Raw genomic sequence first — 26,438 nt, forward strand, 5'->3', positions numbered from 1 at the left:
TGTCTAATTGAGTAAGTAATCGTACTCTTTTAGTCTTGTAGCTTTTCTAATCTTAAACAAATCTTCTACATAATACCCATAGTGAACTGTAATGTTCCCATCCTTTACGGTATTGTAAGGAGCAGGGAAACTTTTAGAGATCTCTTCTTGAAACTTCTTCTCATACTCAAATTCAATTGGTTCGATAAAATCGATATTAATCGGAGCATAGGAGTCAGGAGAAATAGTACTAAATAGTCCTTTAGGTTTTAATGGTGATGCCCATCGTCCTTGTTTTGTCATATAAACATCATCAAATAGATATTTCATTTGAACAAATTCTCCCTCAAATTCTAAAACATAGAATAAACAATACTCGTAGTCACCATAATTAGATTTAAATGGAATGTAATTTTGCTTCGCTGGAGACTCGTGTGCATAGGATGTGAATTGGATAGTGTCTTTTGCATAATCACCATAAATAACACTAACAACAGCATATTTTGCTATCGTTCTAGAATCTAAAGAAATACCATTGCAATGACTTTGAGGAGAATTCCATAATTTAATTTTCTTTCCAATAAATACATGAAGTTTTGAAGGATTTTCTGGATGTGTCGGCCAGACTTCACATGGTTCTAAAACTAAGTTCACAGTGATTCTTTTCTGTTTTAGCAAATCACTAACTAAGTATTTTTTTGTGGTGTGGTCAGTAGATTCAAAAAATAGGGAATCTGATAACTTGGCTCGTATTTCAAAATTACCTAAAGTATCTGTTTTCGTTCTAAATTCTTTGTTATTTAAAAATTGTTGAATTATTTCTGAGCTTTCATTAGCTTTCTTGTAAGAGTCGGTATCTCGATCTCTAAATTTAGAAGTCGCTCTCCAATTATTGTATAAAGATTTATTAATTTTTCTTAATTTATTTATGGTGTCATTTTTAGTCACATAAACGATTGGGTCACCCAGTTTAGTTGAATTTAGTGCTTGTCCTTTTATTACTACTTCTTGTGAAAAAAGTAATTGTAATGAGAATAAAAATAGAATGATATATTTTTTCAACTTATGATTTTTTAGTAATCTTAAAGGTATATTTTTCTTTTGTCTTTTAAGCAATCGAAGTTACTGTTGTTGTTGTATTACTAGAAAATGATAGTTAATCAATGAAGGAGTATTAACGAGAAAGCTTTTACGTAATGAATACTATTTGATAGATTTAACCTCTTACTTTTGTGCTTTAGGTGTATAAACCTTTAAAAAGAAGTTAAAACATTGTAAACTAGTTGTTTTAGTTATTTCTGTTTTGCTATATTTGATGTAAATAATTGGATATGAATATTACAGCCGAAAAATCGTTTTTAATTGACTTGCTTCAAAACAGCACTGATATTGATTTTATTCACAAAGTAAAGAGCTTTATTTTGAAAGAAATCGACGCCAATGAATCATCACCTAAAAACAGTGATTTGTTGAAGATGGATTCAGGCACTGGCCTTAATAATGTGGACAATGAGAGTCCGCTTGAGGTTCAGAAAATCATTGAAGTTTGGACAGATTACACGCAATATTTTAGATCGTCACCTAAAGTAGATTCCAAGTAGCAGTATGGCATGATGTTAAATGTTGCGTATATTAGTTGCGTTTCGTTATGCAATTTATGCCTAGTTATAAATATTAGTTTACAAACAAGAAAGCCGTCAGTTAAAACTAACGGCTTTTTTGTATTACTCTATTTTGAAATCTTAGTTTTTCAAATCCTTGATTACCTTGAAAGCAACATCCACCTGTTCCTCGCTTACTAAAATTGTGAACTCATTAGAAGTTGAAATTACTTCATTGATAATGATACCTTCCCAAGCTAAACGTTGAAAAATAAAATAATAAATACCTGGAACTACAATATTTTCTTTTGGTAACTTAACTGTGATAGAAGCTAAATTCTCTAATTTCTGAATCAGCTTTTCGTTTGCAAAATGTTTTTCAACTAATGCATTTACGCTATTACTTAAAACAATATTGATTTCGTTTACTCCTCTGGATGAGGTATAAAACACATCTGGAAAGCCATTGATGTCCGAAATTAATTCGGCTTGCTTGTTGAGAACTGTTTCAGATACTGCAAATGTATAATCAGTTAATGCTGACCGAACCGTTATCTCACCAATATTTTTTATTACTTTATTGATTTTATGATTCAGTCTAAAGTCTAATTCTTCCGTTAATCGCTTAAGCGCCATTACAACAGCTCCTTGTTTTACTTCTTTGCCAAATTCACTTTCCAGCTCCGACATAATATTCCGAGAAAGTGAAGTCAAATTGATAATGCCAAGTGATAATGCATTCAACAAAAATGGTTTAGTTTTAATGTAATTTTCGACAATAGATGAAACGGTTTTCATAATGCGTTTGTTGTTTGTACTTAAATGTAGTAGTTATTTATTATGTGGTTGTGTTAAAAACGTATGCAAATATAAATAAAAAACAATTTGTTACAAATATAACAATGAAAAAAATACATTAAAAGTGATAAAAAGCGTCGATAAGGTGTTCAATTACAAAGGATTTCCCTTCTTTATGGACAGCTATGATATCAAAACGCACATTAAGGTCAAGGTTTTCTTGGTTCACATAGGCGTCAATTGCCTTGGTAAGAAGTTGTATTTTTTTTGGTTTTACAAAGTCTTGTGGCAACCCAAACTCTAACGATGACCTGGTTTTAACTTCAATGACCGCTAGGATTGTTTCTTTTTGAGCAATAATATCCACTTCGGCTTTTTGAAAAGTCCAATTTGTAGCTAAAATTGTGTAGCCGTCTTTTTGTAAAAATTCAACGGCTAATTCTTCTCCTAATTTACCTAATTCATTATGTTCAGCCATAATTAAGTAGTTTTATGATCTTGCATATAATGTTCTAATCTACTTTATAAATATAAGGGCGCTTTTAGTTGGAGTAACTTCCATTGAAACGGTACTACCTAAAATCAATGCTCTATTGTCTTGTATGTGTCCTGCAGGAAAATTGTAAATAATCGGAATAGTGTAATTTTTGGTTATATCCTCGATAATTTGGACTGCATTTTTCCCCCATGGAATGTCATTATCTTTCATTTTGGTCATCGAACCAACAACAATTCCTTTAATGCTTTCTAGACAACCATTGCGCTTAAGATTCATCATCATGCGATCAATATGGTACAGATATTCATCTAAGTCTTCGATAAATAAAATTTTATCACGGCAATCAATAGCTGATGGAGAGCCCAATAAACTGTATAGTATAGATAGGTTGCCACCGACTAATTCTCCACTAGCTTTCCCTATTTTATTCATGGGAGCGGTTGTTATTTCGTATTCTAGTTTGTTTCCAAAAAGTGAAAGACGCAAGGTCTCTATCGCTTCTTTTGTCGCTCTAGGAACGGTAATTGGCATAACTCCATGAATTGTTTTAAACCCCATTGTGTTAAGATGATTGTGTAAAACGGTAATATCGCTAAAGCCAACAATCCATTTAGGATGTTGCTTGAATTTGGTAAAATCAAGTAAATCAATGATTCGGACCGTTCCATAACCTCCTTTTACACACCAAATTGCTTTTATATTTGGATTATCTAATTGCTGCTGAAAATCAGCGGCGCGTTGTTCATCTGTCCCTGCAAGCTGGTTGTTGTCTAGACCTATGGTTTTCCCAATAACCACTTCAAGTCCCCAACTGTGTAGTAAATCTATCGCTGGTTTTAAATTATTATCTACATTTTTTCGAGCAGTTGCAAGTATAGCTACGGTGTCTCCTTTTTGTAAATTAGTTGGTGTGGTCATTGTTATTTGAGATTGGCTTGTTGTGGAATAAATAATGAGGAAGAATAGAAATAACTTAGAAAGAATAAAATTCTTGACTGAAAGTAAAAAATGAGGTTTATTCATAGTAAAATTTCCAATTCTATTAATTTTCATTGGCTGTACTGCCTAAAAGCAAATATAGCCATTTTCGAAAATAATTGTCGTTTTCTTGTGTAAATGAAGTATTTTTACTTCAAAAGGATGTGTTAATTGTTGCTAATTATGGTAAAATATATAGGTACACTATTGTTGTTACTGGTTTTCTTAGGACCAAATTGCTTTGCTCAACAAAAAAATTATCGCATCCATACCGTCGCCTTTTATAATTTCGAAAATCTTTTTGATACCATTAATGATCCTGCAACGAACGATGATGAATGGACGCCAAAAGGAGCTCAACATTGGACATCTAAAAAATACCATCAAAAATTAGAGAGCTTATCAAAAGTTTTATTAGAGATAGGTTCTGCCGAGAATACTAATTCACCCACATTTATAGGTTGTTCAGAGATCGAGAATCGCGGTGTTCTAGAGGATTTAATTAAACATCCAAAACTTATTCCTAAAGATTACGGAATCATCCATTTTGATTCCCCAGATAAACGTGGTATTGATGTGGCTTTGCTTTACCAACGCAAGTATTTCCGTCCTACATCCTACACTAATATTCCGTTATATGTTTACAAGAAGGAACTGCCAGCCGAGTTGCCTGTAGTTGTGACGGCCGCTGACAAGTCTGATGATGTTTTAGAAATCAATTATCAAAATAATCGTGTATTTACTAGGGACCAACTTTTGATAACCGGATTTCTGGATGACGAGGAGATTCATATTATTGTAAATCACTGGCCTTCAAGATCTGGTGGTGAGAAAAAATCAAGTCCGTTTAGAGAGGCCGCAGGTGCCTTAAATCGAAAAATTATAGACTCACTACAACGTATAAATAGCGATGCAAAAATAATTACACTTGGAGATCTCAACGATGGACCGTTTAATAATAGTGTCAAAAAAGCATTAGGTGCCAAAGCTAAAAAAGCAGAGGTGCCACCCTTGGGAATCTATAATCCTTTTGAAGAAATGGCTAACAAAGGTTTAGGAACCATTGCGTTTAGAGATTCATGGGATATCTTCGATCAGATTATGGTATCTCAAACTTTAATAGAGAGTGACTTTTCGTCTTATCGCTATTGGAAGGCGGGTATTTACAACAAACCTTTTTTAGTGCAAACATCAGGGCAATACAAAGGATATCCCAAACGGCATTCCGTTTCTGAGGTTGGTTTTAGTGATCACTTTCCCGTTTACATTTATTTAATCAAGGAAGCCAAATAAATTAATACTTTATGACTTTGTAAACCAAGCATCACAAAGCTTTTTAGTAAATTAGCGTAACTAAACAATAAGTCAAGAATCATGGCAATAGCAAAACCCTTTAACCTTACAAAGTGGATTGAGGAAAACCGTCAATTACTAAAACCGCCGGTGGGTAACAAGAATATATATAAAGAATCTGGTGATTATATCGTTATGGTGGTAGCAGGACCAAATGCCCGTAAAGACTATCACTACAATGAAACGGAGGAGTTGTTTTACCAGTTGGAAGGCAGTATAAAAGTTGTCATTCAAGAAGATGGAGTCCGTAAAGAAATGGAATTGAATGCCGGCGATATGTACTTGCATCCCGCAAAAACACCTCATTCTCCAGTTCGATCTCAGGGTTCAATTGGGTTGGTTTTCGAGCGCAAACGTGCTGGTCAAGGATTTGTGGATGGACTACTATGGTTTTGTGATAATTGCAATCATAAACTGCACGAAGTGTATTTTGAATTAAACGATATCGAAAAAGATTTTTTACCTCATTTCGAACACTATTATGGATCGAAGGATTTAAGAACCTGTACGTCCTGTGGCACCGTTATGGAGGTTGATCCTCGATTCGTGGCCAAATAGGTTTTTTTAGGAGCTAATTCCCGCTGTTCGTTGTATCTATTCCTTCTTAAAGAAATCAGGAATAGGATGCCACTTCCATCGGGGCTAGGATTGTACTGGTCAATGAAGCGATAGTCTAAATCATATTTTAAGTCAAATTTTGATCAAAATAGGATAGTAGAAACTTAATTATTTTAGTTTCATCATAGGGTGTATTTCACTGCTAGATTCTTACTATTCAACTTGAAACACTATATTTGTGTATAAATACAACAATTTTAACCAAAAAAGTTACAATGATAACAATAGCAAATCAATTCGGTATGAAAGAAGCTTTAGCTCAATTGGGTATAAAGGACGTAAATGAAGGAACTTCGACAGGACTTAATCACTTTTCAGACGGAGAAATTCTCGAAAGTTATTCACCTGTAGATGGTCAATTGATAGCAAAAGTTAAAACAACCACTGCTGCTGATTATGAAAAAGTAATGGAATCAGCAACAGCTGCTTTCAAAACTTTTAGAACCATGCCAGCACCGCAACGTGGAGAAATTGTACGTCAGTTTGGTGAGAAATTGCGTAAAAATAAGGAAGCTTTAGGGAAACTGGTTTCGTATGAAATGGGTAAATCACTGCAAGAAGGTTATGGCGAAGTACAAGAGATGATTGATATTTGTGACTTTGCAGTAGGACTTTCTCGTCAGTTGCACGGCTTAACCATGCACTCAGAACGTCCAGGACATCGTATGTATGAGCAATACCATCCAATGGGAGTAGTTGGAATTATTTCGGCGTTTAACTTTCCAGTTGCCGTTTGGGCTTGGAACACAGCCTTGGCATGGATTTGTGGCGATGTTTGCGTTTGGAAACCATCAGAGAAAACCCCACTTTGTGGTATAGCTTGTCAAAATATTATTGCAGAAGTTATCAAGGAAAATAATTTACCAGAAGGAATTTCTTGTTTAATAAATGGAGATTATAAAGTTGGTGAGATGATGACAAGTGATAAACGTGTGCCATTAATTTCAGCTACAGGTTCTACTCGCATGGGTAAAATTGTAGCGCAAACTGTTGCAGGTCGTTTAGGGAGATCGTTATTAGAGCTTGGTGGTAACAATGCTATCATAGTAACACCAGATGCAGATATCAAGATGACCGTAATAGGAGCTGTTTTTGGAGCGGTTGGTACTGCTGGTCAACGTTGTACTTCTACACGTCGTTTAATCATTCACGAAAGTATTTATGATAAAGTGAGAGAAGCACTGGTTTCGGCTTACGGTCAGTTGCGTATAGGGAATCCATTAGACGAAAACAATCACGTAGGTCCAGTAATTGATACACATGCCGTTCAAATGTACAATCATGCTTTGGCAAAAGTAGTTGCCGAAGGTGGAAATATATTAGTTGAAGGTGGAGTTCTTACTGGCGAAGGATATGAAAGTGGTTGTTATGTGAAACCCGCAATTGCTGAGGCAGATAATTCTTTTGAGATTGTACAGCACGAAACTTTTGCCCCTGTATTGTACTTGCTTAAATACTCCGGTACTGTAGAGGATGCATTGGCAATTCAAAATGGAGTAGCACAAGGTTTATCATCGGCTATTATGACTAATAATTTGCGTGAAGCCGAATTGTTTTTATCTGTAGTTGGATCTGATTGCGGAATTGCAAATGTGAATATTGGAACTTCGGGAGCAGAAATAGGTGGTGCTTTTGGTGGAGAAAAAGAAACTGGTGGAGGAAGAGAATCAGGATCTGATGCCTGGAAGGTATATATGAGACGCCAGACCAATACAATTAATTACACAACGAGTTTACCGCTAGCACAAGGGATAAAGTTCGATTTGTAGTTCAATTGTAAACATAAAAAAAGGCAATTTGATTTTTCAAATTGCCTTTTTTTATGTTTTTGAACGACTCTATAAATTAAAAGAGGCACCAATATTTAATGTAAACTGATTGTTTAAGTGGTCAAAACCGCTGGTGGTATTATCATATTTTGCAATAGGGAATCCTGCTTCGCTGAAAACACCAAAACCGTCTGTGAAGAAATAACGAAATCCTACGTGGCCACCAAAATTTTTCAAACCCAAATCAATTCCTGGATACAAATCCATCTTTGATCCCATATTAAATACGTTACCTAGATTAGCATTAAAACGTGCTTTAAGATCAATACGGTCTTTAAATTCTGGAATTTCACCCAAAACATTAGCGCGAACAGAAAGTAAATAGTTACCAGTTAATCCTAACGATATGTTTTCCCCTACGCCAAAATCAGTACTAAGGTAAATCCCTGTTCCTCCATCTTGTAAATTAGTTCCTATTTGTCCTTTAAAATCACCGTTCCCTTTAAACGCTTGGCCCTGCATTATAAATACTGTTATAAAAGCTAGTGCCGTTATGAGTTTTTTCATCACTCTTTTATTTTAAATTAATAAGATGTAAAAATAGTTCTTTATAATCTAATTTCGTCCTTTTTCTTCAAAATACAGTTGGTGTAGAGGCTCGCTTTGCCAAAACTCCTTGGTGTCGATATCCATAATAGTTAATGGTCCTTTAAAGGCTGCTCCCGTGTCGACATTCCAAATACATGCTCTTTGAACTGGTGTAGTTATCCCAATTCTTGTTACTGGAGTATGTCCTATATAGATTTCGTCATACAAGGTAAGTCTTTTTGGGTATAACAAGTCATTGGGTTTAATACTTGGGTCTAACGATAAAGCAGTTTCCCACAGTGTTCGATCCCAATAAAATAATTTTGGATAAAATTCATATTTTACACCATTCATATTAGTAAATCCTGCATGAACAAACAGGCGGTTTTTTTCGTCAAGGTGATAGTCACTTAGTTCTTTCAAGAATTTAATATGACTTTTTTTAGTAGCACCATCTACTTTGGTGTAAGCCGTAACAGTCGCTTCACCTCCATGATTATACCATAAAAGATTGTCTTTACTTTCGGTAAGCCAATGCAATAAGAGCTCGTCGTGATTTCCTCTTATAAAAACACAGCTGTTTGTTGTGCTTAACTCAATCAAATAGTCTAATACTTGCGGTGATTGACTCCAGCCATCAACATAGTCTCCTAAAAAAATTAAAGTATCTTGTGGGGTTACATGGGCTCTTTCGATAATTTGGTGAAGGGCACGCAAGCCTCCGTGAATATCACCTATAACTAATGTTCTCATTTTTTGTTTGGTCAATCAGGATTATAAAAATAACCCGTTTGTTGTTTTGAAAAATATAAAAATAAACAAAAGAGTTAGGAAGCGGTAATTTTATGGCTTTTTTATTTTTTTTTCAAAATAAAACTGATGAATGGAGCAAATTTAGGGCTACTAAAATATCACTAAATTTGGTGATTGTTTCATGTTAATTATTTTTATTAACTTTACAAAAACATTTAAATTTATTTAAGATGAACACACTTATTACTTTATCGATATTGATTGTCAGAACGATATTAAATTTGTTGAATGATGTTTTGTCTTTTTTTAATCTTCACCTTTAGTATCGTACTTCATTTTTCGTACTACTCTCATCGCTTCCTTGAAGGACAAATAGATTGAAGGATAGGCTTTTAAATCTTCCTTAGCATCGATGAGTTTTTCTTTAGCTTCAGTAAATCCATTTAAATAGCAAATCATCAATGCTGATGGTAAGTTTTCAAGATCTCGTAGTTCTCTATCATCCAAAACGATCTTTTTATTGAGTCTATTTAACAAAGCTAGATTAGCGTTGTAAATATGATGAAGAAGTTTCTTGTTATATTCTGGCGGCTGAAAAAGCATTTCGCTCTCTATTTTGTAATAACCATTTTCATAAAAATAAATTGTTTTTTTCTCCAAAGGATAATAACTTGTTTTATCATTTAAACCTAACGGAATATATTCGACAATGGTGAAACTTTTGTCATCGTAATTTATAGTTACAACATCTTGAGCAGAATAAAATAACTTGATTTGTTCATTGATTAATTCTATATCGACTCTGGAGAGGAAGGTTTTGTCACGATTTTTTTTTGGTATTCCAGCCCAGCAAATGATAAATAACTCTTTAAATACTTTGTATTTAGGAAAGATATCTTTGTGTCTGAAGTTGATGAAATCAAAAACACCATCAAGGGTGTATTGGATGTTATTTCTAGAATTATTCTCAATATCAATTACCGTTTCGGTATTCGTGTAATTTTTTTTGATAGGTTCAAGAGTTGGTGTCGTAGTGCTTCCACGTCTTATAAATGTACTGTTGGCTGTAATTTTGTGAATACCTTTTCTAAAATAAGATGGTTTGTTTTTAGGTTTGATAGTCACTAAACCTACTACCTTATCTTTTGGTAAATTGGGAAAAGGTACATTTTCATATTGTATTTTTGGTGGATTTTCTAGGTAGGCATTTACTAAATTTTGTATTCTACTATCATCAAAAAAATCATCGCCAATTATCTCATTATCTTGATCTTCTACACCCACTACGATATAGGAATTATTAGCAGGATTAGAATTGGATAAGGCACAAATGTGTTTCAAAAATTTGGCCTTACCCTCTCTAGTATGTAAATTCAACTGTCGCTTTTTGTCATAAAAACTAGTCTCATCGTTATGCGCAAGTAAGTTCTTGATTAAAAGTCGTTTGTTGATCATTGAATTTCTTTTTTAATCTCTTTTTACAATCGTTGATGAGGCTTGAGCGGTACTCATAACGATCAAATCAGCAATATTAACATGATAAGGTCTTGAGACTACAAAATGAATAATATCTGCAATATCTTCTGCTTGAAGAGGAGTAAACCCTTTGTACACATTTTCTGCTCGGTTGGTATCGCCTTTAAAACGTATTTCGCTAAATTCGGTTTCAACCATACCGGGGTGGATCGCGCCTACGCGAATACCAAAAGGATTCAAATCAATTCGCATTCCTTGATTCAAAGCATCTACGGCATGTTTTGAAGCACAATACACATTCCCATTTGGATATACTTCTTTTGCAGCAGTAGAACCAATGTTGATGATGTGACCTGATTTTCTTTCGATCATTTGCGGAATAATAGCTTTAGATACGTACAAAAGTCCTTTGACGTTAATATCGATCATCGCATCCCAATCATCAATATCTCCAGTTTGAATTGGATCTAATCCATGAGCATTACCTGCGTTATTAATTAAGACATCAATAGTAGAAAAATCATGAGGCAAGCTGTTAATAGCTTCAAATACAAGATTCTTATCTCGTACGTCAAATGACAAGCAATGCACATCGGTAAATGCTTCTAATTCTTTTTTAAGTTCTTGTAAGCGATCTTCTCTTCGACCGCACAAAATGATTCGATAGTTATTTTTTGCTAGTATTTGTGCTGTTGCTTTACCAATCCCGCTTGTAGCTCCAGTAATTAAGGCTGTTTTATTCATTTTACGTTTGTATGTTGTTTTTGTTTTAATATGTATTTAGGGAACATCTTTACCCATGCTTTCAGACCAAATTGCGAACCAATCTTCCTTATCTAATTCTAAAGCAATTGCTTTATGTAAGGATTGTATACGGGCTACGTTTACCGTGCCGGCAATGGGTATTATTTTTGCCGGATGTCTAAGTACCCAAGATAGTAATAAAGTGTCAGATCCTAATTCATACTTAGACACTAACGTTGCTAAAAGTTTTTTAAGACGGTGCGTTTGCGCATTATCTTCTCTAAAAATGGATCCCAAAGGATTCCATGACATAGGTTGTATCTGGTGAAGTTGCATGTAATCCAAGCTACCATCCAACATAGGCTCATAATTAGTCGCTGAAAACTGAATTTGATTATAATTTACCTCCGTTTTTTGACGAATTAACTCTGTTTGCGAACTCGTAAAATTAGACAGTCCAAAGTCTATAATTTTACCTTCAGATTTTAATATGGAAATAGCTTCTGCAATTTCATCGGCTTGCATCAATGGACTTGGTCTGTGCAGTAAAAAAACATCTAGATAATCAGTTTGTAAGTTTTTTAAGGAACGCTCTACCGAGGCGATAATATGTGCTTTTGAATAATCGTAATGTTTGATAGTATTGCTTCGGTTACCGGCAATCATTTGAATTCCACATTTAGATATCAACTGCATTTTTTCTCGCGCAATTTGGCTTGCAGCAAATGCTTTTCCAAAGTCATTTTCGGTTGTGTACGATCCGTAAATATCGGCATGATCGAAAGTGGTAATTTTGTTTTCAAGGCATATTTGAATCATGCTTTCCATTTCATTTATTGTCAGGTTTTTATCCCAAACACCCCAGTTCATGGTACCAGCAATAGTAGGTGATAATGTTGTTTTATTCATGGCTTTTATTTTTAAAAGAAATCACTAAAACAAGGATTTCAAGGTATATTTCTCAAAGTTCTTAAAAATATAAAAATTGTATCATAATTCGTCCTTAAAATTAAGAGGTTGGCGGAAGTTTTAACCATTTTTTAACATCTTACCTCTAAAAAAAAATTCAATTTGCACTCTCAAAAACAAGGCATTAATTTCAAGGTTTTAAAAATAATAATATGGAAGAGAATACATCGACTTTAGACATTAGAGCAATCAATGAAAAGATAGAGAGAGAGAGTGCATTTATAGACCTTCTTTCAATGGAAATGAACAAGGTGATTGTGGGTCAAAAGCACATGGTTGAACGATTGTTGATTGGATTACTAGGACAAGGGCACATTTTATTAGAAGGTGTACCTGGATTAGCGAAGACTTTAGCAATAAACACCTTGTCGCAAGCAATTCATGGCTCTTTTAGTCGTATTCAATTTACACCAGATTTATTACCTGCGGATGTTGTAGGTACGATGATTTATAATATCAAAGCAAATGAGTTTTCTATTAAAAAAGGACCCATTTTTGCAAATTTCGTTCTAGCAGATGAGATTAACCGTGCACCAGCAAAGGTACAGTCTGCTTTGTTAGAAGCGATGCAAGAAAAGCAAGTAACCATTGGTGATACTACTTTCAAACTAGAAAGACCTTTCTTGGTTTTAGCAACTCAAAACCCGGTGGAGCAAGAAGGTACTTACCAACTTCCTGAGGCACAAGTTGACCGTTTTATGTTGAAAACAGTTATTGATTACCCTAAAATGGATGAAGAGCGATTGGTTATCCGTCAGAATCTAAAAGGTAGCTATGAGAAAGTCAATCAAGTTGTTTCTGTAGAGCAAATTTTACGTGCACAAGAAGCGGTTCGTGAAGTGTATATGGATGAAAAAATAGAAAAATATATTTTAGATATTGTATTTGCAACGCGTTACCCAGAGAAATACAAACTTGCCGAGTTAAAGCCATTAATTAGTTTTGGTTCTTCTCCTCGTGGAAGTATCAACCTTGCAGTTGCAGCTAAATGCTATGCTTTTATCAAGCGCCGTGGGTACGTAATACCTGAAGACGTACGTGCCGTTGTACACGATGTATTGCGTCACAGAATAGGTATTACCTATGAAGCAGAAGCTGAAAATATCACCTCAGTAGATATTATTAATAAAATCGTAAACGAAGTAGAAGTTCCATAGAGTGAATAGTAACTAGTGAATAGTCAGAAGCCAATGTAGGCTACTATTCACTGTTCACTAATAGCTAATTACTAAAAAAATGGATACAAAAGACCTTTTAAAAAAAGTACGTAAAATAGAAATTAAAACCCGAAGGTTGAGTGATCACATCTTTTCGGGCGAATACCATACTTCATTCAAGGGGCGCGGTATGACATTCAGTGAAGTGCGTCAGTATCAATATGGAGATGATATTCGAAATATAGACTGGAATGTAACAGCACGTTACAACGAGGCGCATGTCAAGGTTTTTGAAGAGGAGCGTGAATTAACTATGATGTTGATGGTTGATATTTCTGGATCTGAAAGTTTTGGATCTAAAAATCAATTCAAAAAAGATATTGTTACTGAAATTGCAGCAACAATGGCTTTTTCGGCAACACAAAACAATGACAAGATAGGATTGATTTTGTTTTCGGACCAAATTGAACTTTATATTCCTCCTAAAAAAGGGCGTTCGCATGTTCTACGCATTATTAGAGAATTGATCGAATTTCATCCGCAGAGTAATAAAACAGATATTGCACAAGCATTGAAGTTTTTATCTAGTACGCAAAAAAAGAAAGCAATCGTATTTGTAATATCTGATTTCATGTCAGACGGTTACGACCAAACGCTGAAAATTGCTGCAAAAAAACATGATATTACAGGAATCAGAGTTTACGATATTAGAGAGCAGAGTATGCCAAACTTAGGAATGGTGCCTATGCTGGACGCAGAAACAGGTGTGATGCAAATAGTAGATACAAGCTCGAAAGCAGTACGATTTAATTATGAAAAACATTACAACGAACAACTTAATTACTTCAAGGAAACTTTTAGCAAATCAGGTTCAGGAGTTGTTAACACGAGAGTTGACGAAAGTTATGTAACCAAGTTATTAGGTTATTTTAAATCGAGATAAAGCATTTTCCCAAATCCTCGCGATTGAGGTGTTGAAAACAAATGTTTCAAACAACATGAAAAGAAATACATACCTACTTATAATTCTGCTTTGTTCTACCGTTTTTGCGCAACAAAAACGAGTAGTCACAAGTATAGATACTACCAGAAATAAAATAGGAGCGGAGTTTAAATTAACTGTTAAAACATCAGTAGACACCTTGTCTAAAGTTGTTTTTCCTAATTTAAAAAACATCGGTGCGCTTGAAGTTATTCAATCTTATCCCGTTGATACGGTTAAAAATAATGATCGTTATGAGCTAATCAAAAAGTATGGACTAACTCAGTTTGATTCTGGGAAATATACTATTCCTAGTATAAAAATCTTAATCAATAGTAAATCCTACATGACGGATTCTATCGCTGTAGAAGTAGCCAATGTTCCAGTAGATACTCTAAAGCAAAAAATGTATGATATCAAGGATATTCAACCTGCTAAAAGCGAAATAGGCGATTGGTGGAAATACCTTTTAATACTCGCTATAATTATAGGTGTTGGAGCCGCTATTTATTGGTACATCAAAAAGTACCAAAAGAAAAAAATAGAAGCAGAAATCTATAAAACACCAATAGAAAAAGCAACTACCTTGCTTAATACTCTTGAACAGAAAGGCTTGTGGCAAAAAGGAGAAGTAAAAGAATATTATAGTGAGTTGACTGATATTGCTCGTAATTATATTGAAGAAGCAATTGAGATCCCTGCCATGGAAAGCACTACCTCAGAATTGATAGTAGCCTTAAGAGCAGCCTCATTAAAAAAGAAAATGAGTGTTTCGCAAGAAACAATCGAGAATTTAGAACGTGTTTTGAAACAAGCCGATTTAGTAAAATTTGCCAAATCAAAACCGCTGGATTTCGAAATTACAGAAGATAGAAACAAAATTCAAAAGGCAATTTTAACCTTAGATAACGCTATTCCTGTTGAGGTGCCTGAGGAAGAGGACACACTATTGAATGAAGCACAGCGACAAAAACAAGTGCAAATTCAATTAAAGAAAAAACGAAATAAGCGAATCGTTTTGAGTGTCACATCAGTATTAGTTTTACTTACGTTGATTACTGCTTACTTTATTGCGACTAAAGGTTTTGCCTATGTAAAGGATAATGTTATTGGTCATCCTACTAAGGAATTATTGGAATCCGAATGGGTAAAAAGTGAGTATGGGAATCCTAGTGTTCTAATCGAAACACCTAAGGTACTTAAGCGAATAGATTTGACTAAGTCACTACCTAAAGAAGGATTGGCGCTTATAAAGGATATGCAGTCGTTCGTTTACGGAAGCTTTGTGGATAATTTCTACCTAATGGTTTCTACTGTAAACTACAAACAAGAGTCGCAAATTGATTTAAAAAAATCGATGGAGGTTACGTTGCAAACCTTAGAATCGCAAGGTGCAAAAAATATGATTGTAAAACAGGATGATTTTCAAACAGCTGAGGGCATCAGTGGACTTAAATCCTATGGTACGTTCTCGAGAGTGAACGAAAACACCAATAGTAGAGAGGATTTATATTATGAAATTGTATTGTTTAGTCAGAACGGTGGCTTGCAACAAATTCTAATTTTCCACGAGCAAGGAGATACCTACGCAGATAAAATTGCAGAACGTGTTTTAAGTTCTGTCGAATTAAAAATAGCAAGTAAATAATGGGAAAATTAACATTTTTAAATCCTGAGTTTTTCTGGTTATTTCTTTTGATTCCATTGGCTGTTATTTGGCTTTTTTATAAAAGAAACCAGCAGGTAGCTACTTTAAAAGTTAGTTCTATCAAAGGTTTTGAAGGGAATAGTTCATTATTAGTAAGGTTCAAACCTTATTTAAGTGTGCTGCGATTACTTGCTTTAAGCTCGTTAATCATTGCTTTGGCTAGACCTAGAACCGTTGATATTAGCAACAGAACGAAAACTACAAAAGGAATCGATATTGTAATGGCGGTAGACGTTTCAGGAAGTATGCTTGCTAAGGATTTGAAACCTAATCGAATGGAGGCACTAAAAAGAGTAGCAGCTGACTTTGTTCAAGAAAGACCAAACGACAGAATTGGACTTGTTGTTTATGCTTCTGAAGCCTATACTAAAACTCCAGTTACAAGTGATAAAGCCATTGTCGGTGAAGCAATAAAGAGTATCAAATACGATAATGTTTTACAAGATGGTACGGGTATAGGAATGGGTTTAGCGACTGCTGTGAACCGATTAAAGGATAGTAAAGCGAAGAGTAAGATCGTCATTTTGTTAACAGATGGAGTAAATAACGCTGGTTTTATTGAGCCAGAAACAGCTGCAGATATCGCCAAGCAATATGGTATAAAAGTATATACAATAGGTTTAGGAAGTAATGGAATGGCCGAATCACCTTATGCATTAGGAGCTAATGGTCAATTACTTTTTCAAATGATGAAAGTAGAAATTGACGAACAATTGATGAAAAATATTGCTCGAAAAACAGATGGAAAATATTTTAGAGCAACTAGTAACGATAAGTTGGCCGAGATATATGGCGAAATTAATAAATTAGAAACAACCGAAATTGAAGAGCTAAAATTCTATGATTATGATGAAAAGTACAGAGCATTTGTATGGATTGCAGGTCTTTTGTTATTGGTCGAAATAGGATTAAGAAATACAGTTTATAAGAGTTTTATTTAGTAGCTAAACACAAAGATTTCAAACGAATTGGCAAGTGTTGACTTATTTAAGATTATCAAAATGTAAATTAGGATTGTTAATTAATTGCAATGTTGGTTTATTTAAAAATGGAGTGAAGAGAGTACTAAATTACTCTCTATGACGTAAAATAATTTAGTGTGCTTAGTGCTAAACCTTAGTGCCCTTAGTGTTTAAAAAAGAATATGGAATTAGACGAAATAAAATATTTATACTTACTTTTTTTACTACCACTCATCGTAGCATTATTTCTTTTCAATATGTATTGGAAGCGAAAAAAGCAACGCGAGTTTGGTGATTTAGAAGCAATACAGAGATTGAGTCCTGATCGGTCAGTTTTTAAACCAGTTTTCAAAATCGTAGTTCTTTTATTGGCTTTGGCTGCTTTAATTATTGGTTTAGTCAATCCAAAGATTGGTACTAAGATGGAAACTGTAAAGCGGGAAGGAATTGATATTGTATTTGCAATGGACGTTTCTAAAAGTATGTTAGCCGAAGATGTTGCGCCCAATCGTTTGGATAAGAGTAAGCAAATCGTATCTCAAATCATCAACCAACTAGGAAACGACAGAATAGGAATAGTCGCTTATGCAGGAAATGCCTTTCCTGTTTTACCAATTACAAGCGATTATAGTGTAGCCAAGATGTTCTTGCAAGGTATGAATACGGATATTGTTTCTTCTAGAGGAACTTCACTTGACGAAGCTATAAAATTGTCAGCTACTTATTTTGACGATAAAAGTAAAACTAGCAAACTCTTGATTTTAATTTCTGATGGAGAAGATCATTCAGAAGGAGCACAAGCAGCTGCAGAGGAAGCTAGCAAGTTAGGCATGCGAATTGTAACTGTTGGTGTTGGAACTGAAAAAGGAGGTACAATCCCTTTAAAAGTTAATGGTGTAGTGCAAAGCTATCAAAGAGATCAAAACGATGAGGTAGTGGTAACTAAATTAAACAAACCAGGTTTAGAATTAATCGCCAAAGTTACAAAGGGTGGTTATGTGAGTGGAAACAATACTAAGGAAGTAATAGAATATATTAAAAACACCTTGGACACTATTCAGAAAACCGAATTTGAATCAACACAAATGGCCGATTTTCAATCGCAATTTCAGTGGTTTATAGGTTTTGGTTTTGTGTTGTTGTTCTTGGATCTTTTCTTTCTAGAGAAAAAGACAAAATGGGTTAAAAAGTTAAATTTATTTAACGACGAAAAATAAATGTCAAATCCTTTCGGGAAATCCCTGAAATGGAGTAAGATAATAAAATGAAAATGAAAAATTTTAAAACATACTTATTTGCTTTTTTTGCACTTTTCTTCTGTGGTGTCACAGGGGTATTGGCGCAAGAAAAAGATAAAAGTTTGCCTGCAGCAAATGAACAATATGTAGCCAAAAATTTTGCGGATGCAGAGGCTGAATACCGAATTTCGAACTCAAAGTTCCCTAATAGATCCGTAGCGCCTTTTAATTTAGGAAACGCAATATACAAGCAAAATCAAGCTTCAGAAGCTAAGTATGCTTACGCCAAAGCATTGAAGAACGCAAAATCTAGAGTACAAAAGCACAAAGCCTTTCATAATCTAGGTAATGTTTTCATGAAAGAGAAAAATTATACTGATGCCGTTGAAGCGTATAAAAACGCCTTACGCAATGGTCCGTCTGACGAGGAAACAAGGTATAATTTTGCATTAGCAAAGAAAATGCTAAAAGAGAATCCGCCGAAAGACAACAAGGATAAGGATAAAAACGACAAGGATAAAGACAAAGACAAGAAGGATCAGGACAAAAAAGACCAAGATAAGAAAGATCAAGATAAAGACAAAAAGGACGAAAAGGATAAAAAAGGAGATCAAGACAAAGATAAAGAGGGCAAGAATAAAGAGGATAAAAATCCCCAACCCAAACCTGGAGGTATTTCTAAAGATCGATTAAAAAATCTTCTTGATGCTGTAAATAATGAAGAGAAAAAAGTGCAAGATAAAGTAAATGCTAAGAAAGTTAAAGGACAGTCAACCAAGACCGAAAAAGATTGGTAACCCATAACCTAAATGAGAGTTTGAATAGAACTTAAAATAGTTAACGCATCCGTAATATATACAGGGATTGAATAAAGCAATGAAGAGATATTTATTTTTAGTACTACTAAGTTTTCAAGGACTTTTAGCTCAAGTTCAATTTGAGACAAAAGTAAGTAAAACGACACTTGGCCTTAACGAAAGACTCCGTGTTGATTTTGCGATGAATATAGATGGCGATAATTTCAATGAGCCTTCATTCGATGGATTCAATGTAATAGCAGGACCAAGCCAGCAGGTAAGTCAGTCCTGGGTGAATGGTAGAAGCTCTTTCGAGAAAATCTACTCGTATTATCTAGTTCCAAATCAAAAAGGAAACCTGACGATCAAGTCGGCTACTATTGAATACAACGGTCAGGTTTTTAAAACAAATCCGGTAAAAATTACCGTAACAAACGCTATACAGCAACCAAAGGATCCGAGTGATGCTAGTATTTCAGCCGATGATAATTTACATCTAATAGCCGAAGTTTCTAAGACCAATCCTTATGTAAATGAGCCAATTACGGTGGTATACAAATTGTATTTTAGTAATAACATAGGTATAGGTAATTTTAGAGAATTTGGAAAACCAAAGTATAACGATTTTTGGAGTCAGAACATAGAGATCAAACAATTAGCGCTTGAAGAAGGAACTTTTAAAGGAGAAAGATACCGCTATATTGTGCTTAAAAAAGTCGTTTTATACCCGCAAAAATCAGGAAAACTCAGCATTGAACCGCTAGCTTTAGATATTGATGTTCAATTACCATCCAATCGTAGAGATGTTTTTGGGCGACAATTAATAACTGAAGAAAGTAAGCGCGTTTCGGCAGGTGCAAAAACGATCACGGTAAAAGCGTTGCCAGAGGCAGGAAAACCAGATAATTTTTCGGGTGCCGTGGGTACTTTTGATTTTAAAGTAGCTCCGTCAAAAAATAATTTAAAGAATGGGGAAAGTCTTGACTTAGTGGTTAGCGTGGTAGGAAAAGGGAATATGAAACTATTTTCCTTACCAAAGCCAATAGTTCCCAATGCGCTAGAAATGTATGACCCAGTTCATAATGAAGATGTTAGTACTTCGCTTGCAGGAATGTCGGGAAAAATTAGTGATAGCTATACCATAATTCCTCAGTACCGTGGGAATTATCCAATTAAACCAATTCAGTTTTCTTATTTTGACCCTGCTAGTGGTAAGTACAAAACAATTAGCTCACCGCAAATCATAGTAAATATGCTCGAAGGACCTACTCCAGTTGATTCTGTAGGGACAGGAGCTGCGGGCAAAAATAAAATTGTGGCTAGTGAACAATTCAAGTCGATTAAGTTTAAAACTGATTTACAGCCTTCAGCTACAAACGATTTTCTTGGTTCAAGATTATTTTATATCTTATTATTATTACCGTTTTTGCTAGTGCCAATAATTATTTTGGTAAGGGTTAAAAAAGAAGCAATGGATGGAGATATTGTAGGAAACAGAATAAGGAGAAATAATAGATTAGCTAAAAAATACTTGTCGCAAGCCAAGAAACAATTTAACAACAAGGAGCTATTTTATATTGCGCTTGAAAAAGCGATGCACAATTTCTTAAAGGCCAAACTTAATATCGAAACCTCAGAAATGAGTAAGGCAAATATTAAGGAGATACTGTTGTCTAAAGAGGCGAATGTCGAAGTAGTAAATGATTTTATTGCATTGACTGAGAATTGCGAGATTGCTAGGTATGCACCTGCGTCTAACGCCACAATTCAAAACGATTATGACAAGGCTGTATCGATAATTTCAGACCTTGAAAAACAGATAAATAATTGATTCTTGCTGATTCGCAATTGATAATTAGAAAATGAAAAAACTAGTATACTTATTTTTATTAATAACCCAAGTGTTTTTTGCCCAGAGTGGTTTTGAAACAGGAAATGCTTTGTACAAAAAAGGGCAGTACGAGCAAGCTATTGATGCTTACAACACTGTTTTAGGAAGTAAAATGCAATCGGCTGAGTTGTATTACAATATAGCAAATTGTTATTACAAATTGAATAAGGTAGCGCCGGCGATTTACAATTATGAAAAAGCCTTGATATTAAGTCCCAATAATACAGATGTAATTAATAATTTAAAATTTGCTCAAAAACGTACGGTCGATGAGGTAAAAGTGATTCCTAAAGTGGGATTTGAAAAATTACTACGAGACTTTACAGCCATTTACAACTATGATAAATGGGCTTGGTTAGCTATTACATTTTCAGTTTTGTTTTTGTTAGGTTTTATAGGATATTATTTTTCAGCAGCATCCGTACTTAAAAGAGTGTTTTTTGTTAGTATGTTTTTGATGCTGGTTTTTGTATTAATCAGCGTTTCAGCTGCAATGTTCGAAAAGAATTATGCTGTAAACGAACGCCCAGCAATTGTTTTTGCAGATAGGACTGAAGTCAAAAGTGAGCCACGAAACAAAGGTAACAAAGTGATTGATCTCCATGAAGGTACAAAAGTCTATGTCAAAAAAGTAGAAGGCCGTTGGAAAAAGGTACAGCTAACAGATGGAACCATGGGTTGGATAGATAGTGAAGCGATACGCGAAGTAAAATAACTATTTCTTATTTCGCTTTTTCCTCTTCCGTAGTGTTACTAGTTTTGGTTTTAAATTCACCGTACCATTTTTCTAATGATGGATAGAAAAACTGAGCTGTTTTGTGGATAGGGTTGTAGAACAACGAGGCGTCTAACGTTTCTTTTTTTGCTATATAATTGTTGTAATTTACTTTCTCAAAAACAGTAAATACGATCCCTAGTAGTAAAACAGTCTTTAATACTCTAAAAAAGCCACCTCCCAATTTATTAATCCACCCTAAAAAAGCGAGATCAGCTACTCCTGTTAGTATTTTGGCTAAAAAGGTTACCCCAATTACTACTAGAATAAAAGTAAGAATAAAAGCAATAGTTTGGATGGTATTGGGTTTCCAGTGCAAAAAACCACCTAAAGCATCTCTCATTAAAAACGAAAATTTTATAGCAAAGTAAATCCCTAAAATCAAAGAAATCAAGGAAGCAATTTCTACAAAAAGTCCGTTAACAATGCCTTTGTACAATGAATATGCTAGCAATACTCCTAAAACAATATCTAAAAAGCCCATAAGTAATTGGTAAATACAAAAGAACAAAGATAAAAGAATATCCCAAAGTCAAAAATGTACTGCTTATCTTTGCAAAAAATTAATTTTACACAGAGCAAGGACAAAACCTAAAGCCTCATTCACAATAATTACAAATGTCAAGAGATACACAACTAAAAGAGCGATGGGAAAAGCTCGTTAACCTACTTTCAGATCAATTCTCACAAGGAGAAGATTTAGATTTAGATGCTATAATATATTTAATAGGAGTCCAGGAATTAGGTCAAATTCATCGTGAGTTTAAAAAAGATGAAAAACTAAATCTGATGCACATCGCGATTTGTCGATTATTGGAGCCTTATGGGTTTTACGAATTCGATTTTTACGATGATGAGCGTTGGCCTCATTACAAAGTAAAGGAAGAGTTACCACCGCTTAAGGCAGGAGAGCAATCGGTTTTAATGAAGGAAGCCATTGTCAATTACTTCATCGAGAGAGAACTTATAGCGTAGTGTTTGCTACGCGAGGCAAGAAGTAATTGGAGTTTTTTCATTTTACCCACTAAACTTTGAATTTAAACTTTAAACCTAAAACAAATTTTGTAATTTTGCACACTCAATTATTGGATGAAAATGATAGATAAGATAAAAGAATATATTGGTGAAGCACAAGCTTTTTCAACTCAGGATCCGGCCGAATTAGAAGCCTTCAGAATCAAGTTTCTAGGGAGTAAAGGACTTTTAAAAGCGGTTTTTGCCGAATTTAAAAATGTTCCTAACGATCAAAAAAAGGAATTCGGACAGGTAGTTAATTTACTAAAATCATCTGCTGAGGATAAAGTGAAAGCCATTCAAGAAGCGCTCGAAAGTAAAGTAGAAAGCAAAGGAATTTACGGTGACTTAACGCGTTCTGCTGAGCCGGTATTAATTGGTTCACGACACCCTATTTCGATTGTAAAAAATCAAATTATCGATATCTTTTCAACCATTGGTTTCAATGTGTCAGAAGGACCAGAAATCGAAGACGATTGGCATAATTTCACTGCATTAAACCTGCCAGAATACCATCCGGCGCGTGACATGCAGGATACCTTTTTCATTCAAACCAATCCAGATATTTTGTTGCGTACCCACACATCATCTGTGCAAGTTCGTTACATGGAAAATAACAAACCACCAATTAGAACGATTTCCCCAGGAAGAGTTTTTCGTAATGAGGCCGTGTCATCCCGTTCACACTGTATCTTTCACCAAGTTGAGGGATTGTACGTTGATAAAGATGTTTCGTTTGCTGACTTAAAACAAACGCTATTGTACTTTACAAAAGAGATGTTTGGCAAGTCAAAAATCCGTTTGCGTCCGTCTTATTTCCCATTTACAGAGCCTAGTGCTGAGATCGATATCTATTGGGGTTTAAAAACCGAAACCGATTACCGAATCACAAAAGGAACCGGTTGGTTAGAAATTGGTGGTTGCGGAATGGTAGACCCGAACGTTCTAAAAAACTGTGGTATCAACCCTGACGAGTATAACGGTTTCGCCTTTGGAATGGGAGTAGAACGCATCGCGATGCTATTGTATCAAATCGGTGATATCCGTATGTTTTATGAAAACGACGTTCGTTTCCTAGAGCAATTCAAATCAATAATCTAGCAATTAAGTAGTAGTTTCTTTAGGAGCTCGTCCAGCTGTACACTCTATCTATTGCCCCGAACCCCGGGGCAATAGGATGCCGTTTCCATCTGGGCTATACAAGTATCGTAATAACGCGCTACCTGTTTGCACAAATAGTAATTTAAAATGAGAAAAGACATTATCATTCCCGAAGTAGAAAATGTATTTGTTGCCGCTGTTCAAGAGTGGAGCGATGATTTTATGGAAAAAGTGTGGTATGCTTATCTAGTAAACGATAGTGATTTTTTAATCGAAAACGTATTAATTGTTTCCAAAGCATTTGGTACCATCGATGGTGAAATGAAAAAAACGTCACTTCTGCGCCATGCCTTTGTCGAAGTGCCTTCTGTTTCTGTAGTTAAAATTGAGATGATTGAAAAAAGTGTTCTTGCACTCAACAACGAGTTTATGGTTTCCTTTTTTATGGGAAATAAACTGTACGACAAAAAGTTTATTTTTAAAGCCAATAGCATCAACGAAAACGATACTGAAGAGGTTCCAATACTATTTGTTGAGGGCGTTATAGTGCGATAACTATACTTTATTTGCTTCTTTCAGCTTTTTCTTCCAGCTGAAATAACCAACCATAAAAATGCCAATTAGCAGAAAAAAAACCAGTTTGATAAGATATTTTTTAGACAAAAATTCTTCTTCAAAACTCGCATCCGTTAAATTAAAAATTGAAAGTATCGTTGCAGTTGCAAATCCCCACAGTCCTCCAGTTTTAATTTGATATTTCCATCTATCAGTCATAATGGTTTGCATTTAGGTTCATTATAACTCAGTAATGGTAGTCAATTTATCTGTTGCTAGGAATTTTTTATCCGCGTTTTGGTACCAAGCTCTGTTTTTAGGGAATTTTATTCCAGAGAACGTTTCTTCTTCACTCAAAAGGATGTACTCACCATCATTTTTCGCTACATCATGGTAAAATTGGTAAATTTCCATGGCATAGGTTTGTGGGTCAAAGTAAAAGTACCATACATCTTTCCCTACTCCTTCTTCATATTTTACTTGTAAAACCAAGTACTCTTTTCCCATAAATTCTTTTCGCTCTACAACTGGATTTACAATTGTCCCATCATCACTTAATTTCATAGGTAAGCCATACAAGTAGGTATAATAGTTTTTCATGAATTTAGCTCTAGTATCAGTCAAACTGTATTTCTTAGCTTCTTCTTCAGTGAATGTTGTTTGGTCATTCAAACTAAAGCTAGAACTGTCCTTAGAGACAATGTGTGAGATTGCAGTATTATTTCTTGACGACGTTAGTTTAAAATATTGGTCCGGTAGATTGATAATAATGTCACTAAGGCGTTGGTTGCCATCTGGAGTCGTCATTTCTACTACCAAGTGGCCTTTGAAATCACTCCATTTGTTTGATGGATCATGATAGGCAATTGTTTTCTTTAAAAGTTCTTGTCCAGATAGTTCTTGAGCAAATGCTTGCAGACTGCACATAAATAAACAGAGCAATAATAATTTTACGGTAAATCTTTTGTGTGCTGAAGCTTTTAGTGGTGACATGTTTTTTTTATTTAGTTAACAATCATTATACTAGCTGCAATTAGTCTAGTTGGTCTGTTAGTTTCTTAAAGATAGTTTTGGCGTCTTTGCCTTCATAAAGAATTTCGTATACAGCATCGATAATTGGAGTTTTTGCTCCGTAACCTTGGTTGAGTTTATAGGCACTTTTAGTGGCGTAATATCCCTCAGATACCATACTCATTTCCATCATGGCGCTTTTTACTGTGTACCCTTTACCAATCATATTTCCAAACATTCTGTTTCTAGAAAAGACAGAATATCCCGTAACTAATAAATCTCCTAAGTAAGCGGAGTCATTAATATTACGTTTCATCTTATGTACTTTTTTGATGAATTTTTTCATCTCTCTGATACCGTTACTCATCAAAACAGACTGAAAATTATCGCCATAACCTAAGCCATGAGCAATCCCTGCTGCTATTGCATAAATATTTTTTAGCATAGCTGCATATTCCGTACCTATGATATCATCTGTGATTTTAGTTTTTATGTAATTTCCAGATAGGTGTTCAGCTACAACTTTTGCTTTATTAGCATCACCACAAGCTATTGTTAAGTAGGACAGTCGCTCAAGAGCAACTTCCTCTGCGTGACACGGACCTGTGATAACTCCAATGTTATAATACGGAATATCATATTGAAAATGAAAATGTTCACCAACAATTAAGCTCGTCTCAGGAACAATCCCTTTTATAGCCGAGAAAATAACTTTATCTTGTAGGGAAACGGTGAGTTTTGATAATTCATTGCTTAAGAATGCAGATGGAATTGCAAAAATGATATAATCAGCATAAGCTACTGCTTCATTAATATCAGAAGTTAATAGTAATTTGTTGGTATCAAATTCTACTGAGCTAAGGTAATTAGGGTTGTGTTTATGTGTTTTGATATGCTCAATAGCAGAGTCATTACGCATATACCACGAAACTTCAGAAAGATTTACGCACAACATTTTAGTAATAGCTGTTGCCCAACTCCCGCCGCCAATCACTGCGAATTTTATATTTTCAGTCATTTTTATATTAAGTTTATTCAAAAGTACTTAAAAATGTATTAATTAAACAAGAAAAAGAATTATTGGTATGCCTTGTCTTTATTAGGAAATCTAAGTTTTCAGCT

The 26,438-nt window shown here is 34.6% G+C and carries 29 protein-coding genes; 16 read left to right on the forward strand and 13 right to left on the reverse strand.

The genetic code is table 11. From position 1 onward, the window contains the following. Positions 1-3: 3 nt before the first annotated feature. The gene (locus tag H8R22_RS03225; protein ID WP_187008964.1) at positions 4-1,041 is read right to left on the reverse strand and encodes a hypothetical protein; all 1,038 of its coding nucleotides are present in this window, start codon (positions 1,039-1,041) and stop codon (positions 4-6) included. Positions 1,042-1,310: 269 nt separating this feature from the next. Between H8R22_RS03225 and H8R22_RS03230 the strand changes: the two genes are divergently transcribed. Further along, complete coding sequence (locus tag H8R22_RS03230) at positions 1,311-1,580, forward strand: hypothetical protein (RefSeq protein WP_187008963.1); 270 nt, start codon at positions 1,311-1,313, stop codon at positions 1,578-1,580. Positions 1,581-1,721: 141 nt separating this feature from the next. Here H8R22_RS03230 and H8R22_RS03235 read toward each other — a convergent pair whose 3' ends face one another. The 3 genes from H8R22_RS03235 to H8R22_RS03245 form a co-directional block, all read right to left on the reverse strand. Next, positions 1,722-2,378, reverse strand: a complete 657-nt coding sequence (locus H8R22_RS03235; RefSeq protein ID WP_187008962.1) for an aspartate kinase — start codon at positions 2,376-2,378, stop codon at positions 1,722-1,724. Positions 2,379-2,496: 118 nt separating this feature from the next. Continuing rightward, entirely contained in the window at positions 2,497-2,856 is a 360-nt protein-coding gene (locus H8R22_RS03240; protein WP_187008961.1) for a YraN family protein, read from the reverse strand. A 39-nt stretch (positions 2,857-2,895) separates the two neighbouring features. Beyond that, a complete protein-coding gene (locus tag H8R22_RS03245) occupies positions 2,896-3,795 on the reverse strand; it encodes a S66 peptidase family protein (protein WP_187009594.1) in 900 nt (299 codons plus the stop codon). A 243-nt stretch (positions 3,796-4,038) separates the two neighbouring features. On the opposite strand from H8R22_RS03245, the gene H8R22_RS03250 reads away from it, so the two are divergent. The 3 genes from H8R22_RS03250 (at position 4,039) to amaB (ending at position 7,595) form a co-directional block, all read left to right on the forward strand. Further along, a complete protein-coding gene (locus H8R22_RS03250; RefSeq protein ID WP_187008960.1) occupies positions 4,039-5,148 on the forward strand; it encodes an endonuclease/exonuclease/phosphatase family protein in 1,110 nt (369 codons plus the stop codon). 81 nt (positions 5,149-5,229) lie between these two features. Further along, a complete protein-coding gene (locus H8R22_RS03255) occupies positions 5,230-5,766 on the forward strand; it encodes a 3-hydroxyanthranilate 3,4-dioxygenase (RefSeq protein WP_187008959.1) in 537 nt (178 codons plus the stop codon). Between the two features lie 275 nt (positions 5,767-6,041). Next, complete coding sequence (amaB, locus tag H8R22_RS03260; RefSeq protein WP_187008958.1) at positions 6,042-7,595, forward strand: L-piperidine-6-carboxylate dehydrogenase; 1,554 nt, start codon at positions 6,042-6,044, stop codon at positions 7,593-7,595. Positions 7,596-7,664: 69 nt separating this feature from the next. Here the strand turns inward: amaB and H8R22_RS03265 are convergent, their stop codons facing one another. The 5 genes from H8R22_RS03265 to H8R22_RS03285 form a co-directional block, all read right to left on the reverse strand. Beyond that, positions 7,665-8,162: a DUF6646 family protein gene (locus H8R22_RS03265; RefSeq protein WP_187008957.1), complete on the reverse strand. Its 498-nt coding sequence runs from the start codon at positions 8,160-8,162 to the stop codon at positions 7,665-7,667. A gap of 48 nt (positions 8,163-8,210) precedes the next feature. Then, on the reverse strand, positions 8,211-8,936 hold the full coding sequence (locus tag H8R22_RS03270; RefSeq protein WP_187008956.1) for a metallophosphoesterase family protein: 726 nt from the start codon (positions 8,934-8,936) through the stop codon (positions 8,211-8,213). Positions 8,937-9,242: 306 nt separating this feature from the next. Next, on the reverse strand, positions 9,243-10,391 hold the full coding sequence (locus H8R22_RS03275) for an ATP-binding protein (protein WP_187008955.1): 1,149 nt from the start codon (positions 10,389-10,391) through the stop codon (positions 9,243-9,245). Positions 10,392-10,403: 12 nt separating this feature from the next. Next, positions 10,404-11,156, reverse strand: a complete 753-nt coding sequence (locus H8R22_RS03280; RefSeq protein ID WP_187008954.1) for an SDR family NAD(P)-dependent oxidoreductase — start codon at positions 11,154-11,156, stop codon at positions 10,404-10,406. Between the two features lie 36 nt (positions 11,157-11,192). Then, positions 11,193-12,065, reverse strand: a complete 873-nt coding sequence (locus tag H8R22_RS03285) for an aldo/keto reductase (protein ID WP_187008953.1) — start codon at positions 12,063-12,065, stop codon at positions 11,193-11,195. Positions 12,066-12,277: 212 nt separating this feature from the next. On the opposite strand from H8R22_RS03285, the gene H8R22_RS03290 reads away from it, so the two are divergent. The 9 genes from H8R22_RS03290 (at position 12,278) to H8R22_RS03330 (ending at position 21,575) form a co-directional block, all read left to right on the forward strand. Next, the gene (locus tag H8R22_RS03290) at positions 12,278-13,282 is read left to right on the forward strand and encodes an AAA family ATPase (protein ID WP_187008952.1); all 1,005 of its coding nucleotides are present in this window, start codon (positions 12,278-12,280) and stop codon (positions 13,280-13,282) included. Between the two features lie 79 nt (positions 13,283-13,361). Further along, positions 13,362-14,225 (forward strand): DUF58 domain-containing protein, encoded by an 864-nt coding sequence (locus tag H8R22_RS03295; protein WP_187008951.1) that lies wholly within the window; start codon positions 13,362-13,364, stop codon positions 14,223-14,225. Positions 14,226-14,280: 55 nt separating this feature from the next. Further along, a complete protein-coding gene (locus tag H8R22_RS03300; protein ID WP_187008950.1) occupies positions 14,281-15,912 on the forward strand; it encodes a phenylalanine--tRNA ligase subunit alpha in 1,632 nt (543 codons plus the stop codon). Next, entirely contained in the window at positions 15,912-16,913 is a 1,002-nt protein-coding gene (locus tag H8R22_RS03305; RefSeq protein ID WP_187008949.1) for a vWA domain-containing protein, read from the forward strand. The genes H8R22_RS03300 and H8R22_RS03305 overlap by 1 nt, the downstream gene beginning before the upstream one ends. Before the next feature lie 34 nt (positions 16,914-16,947). Then, positions 16,948-17,055 (forward strand): GxxExxY protein, encoded by a 108-nt coding sequence (locus H8R22_RS03310; protein WP_187008948.1) that lies wholly within the window; start codon positions 16,948-16,950, stop codon positions 17,053-17,055. 61 nt (positions 17,056-17,116) lie between these two features. After that, positions 17,117-18,151 (forward strand): VWA domain-containing protein, encoded by a 1,035-nt coding sequence (locus H8R22_RS03315; protein ID WP_187008947.1) that lies wholly within the window; start codon positions 17,117-17,119, stop codon positions 18,149-18,151. A 53-nt stretch (positions 18,152-18,204) separates the two neighbouring features. Further along, positions 18,205-18,969 carry a tetratricopeptide repeat protein gene (locus H8R22_RS03320; RefSeq protein ID WP_187008946.1) on the forward strand — a complete coding sequence of 255 codons (765 nt, stop codon included), beginning with the start codon at positions 18,205-18,207 and terminating at the stop codon, positions 18,967-18,969. A 79-nt stretch (positions 18,970-19,048) separates the two neighbouring features. After that, complete coding sequence (locus H8R22_RS03325; protein ID WP_187008945.1) at positions 19,049-20,800, forward strand: BatD family protein; 1,752 nt, start codon at positions 19,049-19,051, stop codon at positions 20,798-20,800. 31 nt (positions 20,801-20,831) lie between these two features. Further along, positions 20,832-21,575: a tetratricopeptide repeat protein gene (locus H8R22_RS03330; RefSeq protein WP_187008944.1), complete on the forward strand. Its 744-nt coding sequence runs from the start codon at positions 20,832-20,834 to the stop codon at positions 21,573-21,575. A 7-nt stretch (positions 21,576-21,582) separates the two neighbouring features. Here the strand turns inward: H8R22_RS03330 and H8R22_RS03335 are convergent, their stop codons facing one another. Beyond that, complete coding sequence (locus H8R22_RS03335) at positions 21,583-22,119, reverse strand: CvpA family protein (RefSeq protein WP_187008943.1); 537 nt, start codon at positions 22,117-22,119, stop codon at positions 21,583-21,585. Positions 22,120-22,253: 134 nt separating this feature from the next. On the opposite strand from H8R22_RS03335, the gene H8R22_RS03340 reads away from it, so the two are divergent. The 3 genes from H8R22_RS03340 (at position 22,254) to H8R22_RS03350 (ending at position 24,305) form a co-directional block, all read left to right on the forward strand. Continuing rightward, positions 22,254-22,610: a hypothetical protein gene (locus tag H8R22_RS03340; protein ID WP_187008942.1), complete on the forward strand. Its 357-nt coding sequence runs from the start codon at positions 22,254-22,256 to the stop codon at positions 22,608-22,610. A 120-nt stretch (positions 22,611-22,730) separates the two neighbouring features. Then, positions 22,731-23,750, forward strand: a complete 1,020-nt coding sequence (gene pheS, locus H8R22_RS03345; RefSeq protein WP_187008941.1) for a phenylalanine--tRNA ligase subunit alpha — start codon at positions 22,731-22,733, stop codon at positions 23,748-23,750. Between the two features lie 147 nt (positions 23,751-23,897). Further along, positions 23,898-24,305: a hypothetical protein gene (locus H8R22_RS03350; RefSeq protein WP_187008940.1), complete on the forward strand. Its 408-nt coding sequence runs from the start codon at positions 23,898-23,900 to the stop codon at positions 24,303-24,305. Here the strand turns inward: H8R22_RS03350 and H8R22_RS03355 are convergent, their stop codons facing one another. Genes H8R22_RS03355 through H8R22_RS03365 form a run of 3 tightly spaced genes read right to left on the reverse strand, consistent with a single transcriptional unit; the run spans position 24,306 to position 26,334 of the window. After that, on the reverse strand, positions 24,306-24,536 hold the full coding sequence (locus H8R22_RS03355; protein WP_187008939.1) for a hypothetical protein: 231 nt from the start codon (positions 24,534-24,536) through the stop codon (positions 24,306-24,308). 9 nt (positions 24,537-24,545) lie between these two features. Beyond that, positions 24,546-25,298 (reverse strand): DUF6503 family protein, encoded by a 753-nt coding sequence (locus H8R22_RS03360; RefSeq protein ID WP_222616883.1) that lies wholly within the window; start codon positions 25,296-25,298, stop codon positions 24,546-24,548. A gap of 40 nt (positions 25,299-25,338) precedes the next feature. Next, positions 25,339-26,334, reverse strand: a complete 996-nt coding sequence (locus H8R22_RS03365; protein ID WP_187008938.1) for an NAD(P)H-dependent glycerol-3-phosphate dehydrogenase — start codon at positions 26,332-26,334, stop codon at positions 25,339-25,341. Positions 26,335-26,438 lie beyond the last annotated feature (104 nt).

The sequence above is a fragment of the Flavobacterium kayseriense genome (assembly GCF_014305095.1).
Classification (GTDB): Bacteria; Bacteroidota; Bacteroidia; order Flavobacteriales; family Flavobacteriaceae; genus Flavobacterium; species Flavobacterium kayseriense.